Source organism: Streptomyces sp. R818 (genome assembly GCF_056172735.1).
Map to the genome: position 1 here is coordinate 360,665 of NZ_JAOCNE010000003.1, position 6,765 is coordinate 367,429.

The 6,765-nt window shown below is 72.2% G+C and carries 6 protein-coding genes; 3 read left to right on the forward strand and 3 right to left on the reverse strand.

Translation table 11 applies throughout. The features are described from left to right. Position 1 precedes the first annotated feature (1 nt). The 3 genes from N5I75_RS06745 (at position 2) to N5I75_RS06755 (ending at position 3,505) form a co-directional block, all read left to right on the forward strand. Positions 2 to 1,042 carry a phosphotransferase family protein gene (locus tag N5I75_RS06745; protein WP_476675320.1) on the forward strand — a complete coding sequence of 347 codons (1,041 nt, stop codon included), beginning with the start codon at positions 2 to 4 and terminating at the stop codon, positions 1,040 to 1,042. Positions 1,043 to 1,050: 8 nt separating this feature from the next. Beyond that, positions 1,051 to 2,265, forward strand: a complete 1,215-nt coding sequence (locus tag N5I75_RS06750) for an acyl-CoA dehydrogenase family protein (RefSeq protein WP_476675322.1) — start codon at positions 1,051 to 1,053, stop codon at positions 2,263 to 2,265. Between the two features lie 307 nt (positions 2,266 to 2,572). Beyond that, positions 2,573 to 3,505 (forward strand): LysR family transcriptional regulator, encoded by a 933-nt coding sequence (locus N5I75_RS06755; RefSeq protein ID WP_476675324.1) that lies wholly within the window; start codon positions 2,573 to 2,575, stop codon positions 3,503 to 3,505. Here N5I75_RS06755 and N5I75_RS06760 read toward each other — a convergent pair. Genes N5I75_RS06760 through N5I75_RS06770 form a run of 3 tightly spaced genes read right to left on the reverse strand, consistent with a single transcriptional unit; the run spans position 3,444 to position 6,522 of the window. Continuing rightward, positions 3,444 to 4,040 carry a TetR/AcrR family transcriptional regulator gene (locus N5I75_RS06760; protein WP_476675326.1) on the reverse strand — a complete coding sequence of 199 codons (597 nt, stop codon included), beginning with the start codon at positions 4,038 to 4,040 and terminating at the stop codon, positions 3,444 to 3,446. The two genes, N5I75_RS06755 and N5I75_RS06760, sit on opposite strands and share 62 nt — an antisense overlap. A gap of 32 nt (positions 4,041 to 4,072) precedes the next feature. Further along, positions 4,073 to 5,761: a class I adenylate-forming enzyme family protein gene (locus N5I75_RS06765; protein WP_476675328.1), complete on the reverse strand. Its 1,689-nt coding sequence runs from the start codon at positions 5,759 to 5,761 to the stop codon at positions 4,073 to 4,075. Further along, the gene (locus N5I75_RS06770) at positions 5,758 to 6,522 is read right to left on the reverse strand and encodes an SDR family oxidoreductase (protein WP_476675330.1); all 765 of its coding nucleotides are present in this window, start codon (positions 6,520 to 6,522) and stop codon (positions 5,758 to 5,760) included. Before N5I75_RS06770 ends, N5I75_RS06765 begins: the two co-directional genes overlap by 4 nt. Between the last annotated feature and the right edge of the window lie 243 nt (positions 6,523 to 6,765).

Sequence of the window (6,765 nt, forward strand, 5' to 3'; positions counted from 1 at the left end):
GATGAGTCACCCCCCAGGCCTCGACCTCGACCAGCTGCGCGGCCACCTCGACCGTGAGCGGCCCGGCCTGGTCGGCGGTCCGCTGTCCGGGCGGCTCATCGAGGGCGGGCGCTCCAACCTGACGTACGAGGTGACCGACGGGGCCGCGAAGTGGGTGGTCAGGAGGCCGCCGCTCGGGCACGTCCTGGCCACCGCGCACGACATGAAGCGCGAGCACCGGGTGATCGCCGGGCTGCACCCGACCGCCGTACCGGTCCCGGAGCCGCTGCTCCTGTGCGAGGACACGGACGTGATCGGCGCCCCGTTCTACGTCATGGAGTTCGTGGAGGGCACCCCGTACCGGACCGCCGAGGAGCTGGCACCGCTCGGCCCCGAGCGGACCCGGGCCGTCGTGCTCGGGCTCGTCGACACACTCGTGGACCTGCACGCGGTGGACCCCGCCGCCGTGGGCCTCGCCGACTTCGGGCGCCCCGAGGGCTTCCTCGACCGGCAGCTGCGCCGCTGGGGCAAGCAGCTCGACGCCTCCCGCAACCGCGACCTCGCCGGCATCGACGAGCTGCACGCCGCGCTCGGCCGCTCCCTGCCCGCCTCCCCCGCGCCGACGATCGTGCACGGCGACTACCGCCTCGACAACGTCCTGGTCCGCCAGGACGAGAGGGACGGCGCCGACCGCATCAAGGCGATCCTCGACTGGGAGATGTCCACGCTCGGCGACCCGCTCACCGACCTCGGCCTCCTCGTCATGTACAGCGCCAAGCTGGAGCTGCCCGACTCCCCCATCTCCACGACCGCCTCGGCCCCCGGCCACCCCGCGCCGGCCGAGCTGATCGAGCGGTACGCCGCGCGCTCGGGGCGCGACGTCTCCGCCGTCGCCTGGTACACGGCGTTCGCCTGGTTCAAGCTCGCCGTGATCCTCGAGGGCATCCACTACCGCTACACGCTCGGCCAGACCGTCGGCGCGGGCTTCGACCGGATCGGCGAGCTGGTCCCCGTCTTCATCGAGCACGGCCTCACCACCCTCCAGGACCTTCAGGAAGGCTGAACCTCACCATGGACTTCGCATTCGACGCCCGTACGCAGGAACTGCGGGAGCGGCTTCTCGCCTTCATGGACGAGCACGTGTACCCGGCCGAGGCCGTCGCCGGTGAGCAGCGCGCCGCGCTCGACTCGCCCTGGCAGACCCCGGCGATCGTCGAGGAGCTGAAGGCCGAGGCCCGCAAGCAGGGCCTGTGGAACCTCTTCCTCCCCGACGCCGAGCACGGTGCCGGTCTCACCAACCTCCAGTACGCGCCGCTCGCCGAGATCACCGGCCGCTCCCCGCAGCTCGCGCCGACCGCGCTGAACTGCGCCGCGCCCGACACCGGCAACATGGAGGTGCTCGCCCAGTTCGGCTCCGAGGCGCAGCGGAAGCAGTGGCTGGAGCCGCTGCTCGCCGGGGAGATCCGCTCCGCGTTCGCGATGACCGAGCCCGAGGTCGCCTCCTCCGACGCCACGAACATCACCACACGCATCGAGCGCGACGGCGACGACTACGTCATCACCGGCCGCAAGTTCTACATCTCCGGTGCCATGAACCCGGACTGCAAGATCTTCATCGTCATGGGCAAGACCGACCCCGACGGCCCCGACATCCGCCGCCAGCAGTCGATGGTCCTCGTCCCCCGCGACACCCCGGGCGTCGAGGTCCGCCGCGCCATGACCGTGTACGGCTTCGAGGACCACTGGCACGGCGGCCACGCCGAGGTCGTCTTCGACCACGCGCGCGTGCCCGCCGCCAACCTGATCGGCGAGGAGGGCGGCGGCTTCGGCATCGCCCAGGCGCGGCTCGGCCCCGGCCGCATCCACCACTGCATGCGCCTGATCGGCATGGCCGAGCGCGCCATCGAGCTGATGTGCAAGCGGGCCGTCGCCCGCACCGCCTTCGGCAAGCCGCTCGCCCAGCAGGGCGTCGTCCAGGAGTGGATCGCGGACGCACGCGTGGCCGTCGAGCAGTTGCGCCTCCTGGTCCTGAAGACGGCGTGGCTGATGGACACCGTCGGCAACCGCGGCGCCCACACCGAGATCCAGTCCATCAAGATCGCCACGCCGCGCACGGTCGTCGACATCATCGACAAGGCCGTGCAGTTGTACGGGGCCGGGGGCGTGTCGCAGGACTATCCGCTGGCGGAGCTGTGGGCCGGGGCGCGGACGCTGCGCTTGGCTGATGGGCCGGATGAGGTGCATCAGCGTTCGCTCGCTCGGCGGGAGCTGAAGCGGTACCTGTAGGTTTCGTCGCCGGGTGCGGGTGCTTCGTGGCTGGTCGCGCCCCGCAGCGGAGCTGCTGATCGGTACAGCCCCGCGCCCCTGAGGTCAGTAGCCGGCGCCGCCCGTGTAATCCATCAGGGACAGCCTTCGCACAAAGCAGCGCACGCGCAGGAGTTGGCGGGAAGCCGACCGTATGAGCGGTGGCACCCTCGGGGCGTACGCGGAGGTCCAGAGCAGAGGTACGTGATCCATGGGCAGAAGCCTCGCGCCGGGACCGCTCCCCGGTCCAACAGATCGTTTCGCTGCGTCCCATCCATAGAATCGATGGGTGGAGATACGTCAGCTGCGCCACTTTCTGGCCGTCGTGGACGAGGGCAGTTTCACCGCGGCGGCCCGCGCCGAGCTCATCGTGCAGTCCGCGCTCAGCACGTCGGTCCGTAATCTGGAACGCGAGCTGGGCGCGGAGCTGTTCGACCGGACGGGGCGCCGCGTCGTGCTCACCGAGGCCGGCCGGGCGCTGCTCCCCCAGGCGCGGCAGCTGCTCGCCGGGGCCGCCGCCGCGAAGGAGGCGGTCGCGCAGGTCTCCGGGCTCGGCGCGGGGCGCGTCGCGATCGGCACCATCCAGACGCTGACCTGCGTGGATCTGGCGGCCGAACTCGCCGCGTTTCACCGTGAGCTGCCCGGCATCCAGGTCTCGGTACGGGAGGCGCCCGTGGCCGAGCTGATCGAGGGGCTGCGCGCCGGGGAGCTGGACCTCGCCTTTCTGGCGCCGGACGCGCGGGAACTGCCCGAGGGGCTCGCCTCGTTCGGCACCTGGCGGGAGGATCTGGTGCTGATCACCGCTCCCGGGCATCCGCTGGCCCGCGCGGGGCGCACGCGCGTCAAGGACCTCGCCGACGAGCCGTTCGTCGACTTCCGGGCCGGTACGGGCCTGGAGACGGCCGTGCGCCGCCTCGCCGCGCACTGCGGCCTGGAGCGGCGCATCACCTGCGACGTCACCCAGATCGGGCTGCTCGTGGAGCTGGTCCGGGCCGGGATCGGGGTGGCGATCGTGCCGCGCCGGATCGGGGAGGCGGCGGGCCTGCCGTGCGTGACCATCCGGCAGCCGGAGCCCGGCCGGGCGGTCGTCCTCGCGGGACGGGCGCCCCGGCCGCGCAATCCGGCGGCCGAGGCGCTGCTCGTACGGCTGACGAGGAGCTCTACGGGCGCAGCGCCCGAAGCAGCAGGTCCGCCAGCTGGTCGGCGAGCTGCTGCGGGGTGAGCGGGCCGTCGGGGCGGTACCACGTCGACAGGTGGTGGACCGAGCCGAAGTGGTAGTCGACGACGAGGTCCGCCGGGGTCTCGGTGGAGAAGACGCCGGCCTTCTGGCCCTCCTCGATGAGCGCCCTGAACCGTTCGTGGTAGCGCCGGCGCTCGGCCCGTACCTGCTTGTTCTTCTCGGGGCTGAGGTGGTGCATGGAGCGGAAGAAGATCGACGCGTCGTCGAGGTTGTCGATCGTGGTCACCACGACGTCCGCCGCCGCCTCGCGCAGCCGCCGCTCGACGGGCTCGTCCCGGTCGGCGAACGCGTCGAGCCGCTCCTGCTGGAGGCGGAGCACGCGCGCGTACACCTCGTGCAGGAGATCGTCCTTGGAGCCGAAGTAGTGGTAGAGGGCGCCCTTGGTGACGCCCGCCGCCTCCACGATCTCCTGCACCGACGTCCGGTCGTAGCCGCGCTCGGCGAACAGCCGGGTGGCGGCCGCGAGGAGTCGTTGCGGAACGGGCGTGCCGTCGCCGTCCGTCGTCGTCCTGGGCACTGCCGCCACCTGCCTTTCGCTCACTTCGTGTGTCACACCGCGGGAGAACGCAGTTCCCGCCGGAGGATCTTCCCACTCGCCGTCTTGGGAAGCTCCCGCAGGACCTCCACCTCGCGCGGGTACTTGTACGCGGCGAGGCGTTCCTTGCAGTACGCGGACAGCTCCTCGGAGGTGGCGTCGGCGCCGGGGCGCAGGCTGACGTACGCCTTGACGCTCTCGCCGCGGTAGGGGTCCGGGATGCCGACGACGGCCGCCTCGCGCACGGCGGGGTGGGTGTAGAGGACGTCCTCGACCTCGCGGGGCCAGACCTTGAAGCCGGACGCGTTGATCATGTCCTTCTTGCGGTCGACGACGTAGAGCCAGCCGCTCTCGTCCATGAAGCCGATGTCGCCGGTACGGAGTTCCCCGTCGGGGAAGGCCTCGGCGGTGGCCTCGGGGCGGCGCCAGTAGCCGGGCACGACCTGCGGGCCGCGCACCGCTATCTCGCCCTGCTCGCCGAAGGGCACCTCGTTGCCGAGGTCGTCGAGGATGCGGACGACCGACTCGGGTCCGGGCACGCCGACCGCGAGGGTGCCGGAGACCGGGTCGACGGGCGCCTCGACGCCGGGCGGCACGGAGGCGCAGGGCGCGGTGCACTCGGTGAGCCCGTAGCCGTTGTGGATGTAGGGGCCGAAGGCGGCGCGGAACTTCTCCACCAGGGCGGGCGGCACGGGCGCGCCGCCCGAGGAGATGGAGACGAAGGAGGCGAAGTGGTCGCGGGTCGCCTGCGGCTGGGCGCCGAGCGCCATGAACGCGGTGGACGGGCCGACCGTGTAGGCGGGCCTGTGCTCGGCGAACGCGTCGAGGACGACGCCGGGCTCGAAGCGGTAGGCGAGCGCGAGCGTCCCGGTGTTGGCGAAGCTCGCGACGAGTTCGCAGACCATGCCGGTGATGTGGAACAGCGGCGCGAGCGCGAAGTACGTGGCGCCTTCGTCGATGCCGAGTCCGGTGCGCTGCCGCTCCGCGTTGTACATGATGTTGCGGTGCAGGTTGGTGGCGCCCTTGGGGGTGCCGCTCGTGCCGGACGTGTAGCTGATCAGCGCGATGTCGTCGGCGGCCGGCAGCCGGTCCGCGCCGGGCGCCGCGTGGCCTTCCCGGGCGACGGCCACCAGGTCGTCGGCGTCCTCGGCGACCGGGGTCACCCGGTCGAACTTCAGGACCCGCTCGTCGCCCCGCGTCTGGAGGTCGAGTTCGCAGGCGGTGAGCACGATGCGGACCGGCGAGTCCGCCGCCGTCTCGCGCAGGTACGCCTCCCAGGCCCGGTCCGTACAGACGAGGCCGGTGACCTCGGCGTCGTGCAGGACGTGCCCGACCTCGCCCGACTTGTACATCGGGTTGACGGGGACGACGACCGCGCCCGCCTTGAACGCGCCGAGCAGCGCGAGCACGAAGTGCGGGCTGTTCTGCAGCATGACCGCGACCCGGTCGCCGCGCTGGAGCCCCTTGGCGGCGAGGTGCCCGGCCACCGAGTCCGACAGGGCGTCGACCTCGGCGTAGGAGAGACGGCCGTCGAAGTAGGCGAGGGCGGTGCGGTCGGGGGCGCGGCGCACGGCGTCCGCGAAGGCGTGGGCGATGGTCGCGGCGGGGTGGACCGGCGCCTTCTGCGCGTCGCTGAGGACACCGAGCCACGGCCGGGCCGCGTAGATGGAGCCCGTCGTCACGCCCGTGGTCGAGTCCGTCACTGGATGGTCTCCCACTTCTGCTGGATGCGGTTCATGTTGGTCAGCCAGCGCTCGGGGACGGCGGCGCGGGCCGCGTAGAACTCGGCGACCTCGGGGTGCGGCAGGATCAGGAAGCGGTCCTCCTCGATCCCCGCGAACAGGGCCTCCGCGACGTCCTCGGGCTCGATCGCGGTCGGCGCGAGCACCAGCTCGCCCGCCGTCCCGGCCGCCGTGAGCATGTCGGTGCGCACGCCCTGCGGGCAGATCGCGTGGACCTTGATCCCGCGGTGCCGGTACGTGAGCGAGAGCCACTCGGCGAAGGCGTACGCGCCGTGCTTGGTGACGCTGTACGGGGCCGCGCCGACCATCGTGAGCAGCCCGGCGGCGGAGACGGTGGAGACGAAGCGGCCGCTGCCGCGCTCCAGCCAGTCGGGGATGAGGGCGTGCGCGGCGCGGACGTGCGCCATGACGTTGACGTCCCAGGCCAGCGCCCACACCTGCTCGTCGGCGGCCTCGGTGCCGCCGGAGGCGAGTCCGGCGTTGGCGCAGTAGACGTCGACGGTGCCGCCGAGCGCGTCGCGGGCCTCGTCGATGATCGCGGAGGCGTCGCCGGGGACGGCCGTCGCGCCGATCTCGCCGGCCACCTCGGCGGCCTTGTCGGCGTCCAGGTCGTTGACGACGACACGGGCTCCGGCGGCGGCGAACCGGCGGGCGAGCGCGGCGCCGATGCCGCCGCCCGCGCCGGTCACGACGATCCCCTGGCCTTGCAGACTCTCCACCATCGGTCTCCTTCGACACGACTTCGGCATGGCTCCGGCCGTCCGCGCCACGCCGCGGAACGGCTCGGTTGCCTCAGCAGACTAACCAGTCGGTATGTCGGGGGGAAGGGGTTCCTTCAGGTGATCCGCGATGATCCGCGTGCGGTGTGCGTTCCCCGTCGCCGGTCCGGGGGTTAGCGTGCATGGGCATGCCAGTTCCGCTGCTGCCGATACTGATGCCGACGCCGGAGGTTTTCGCATGAACGT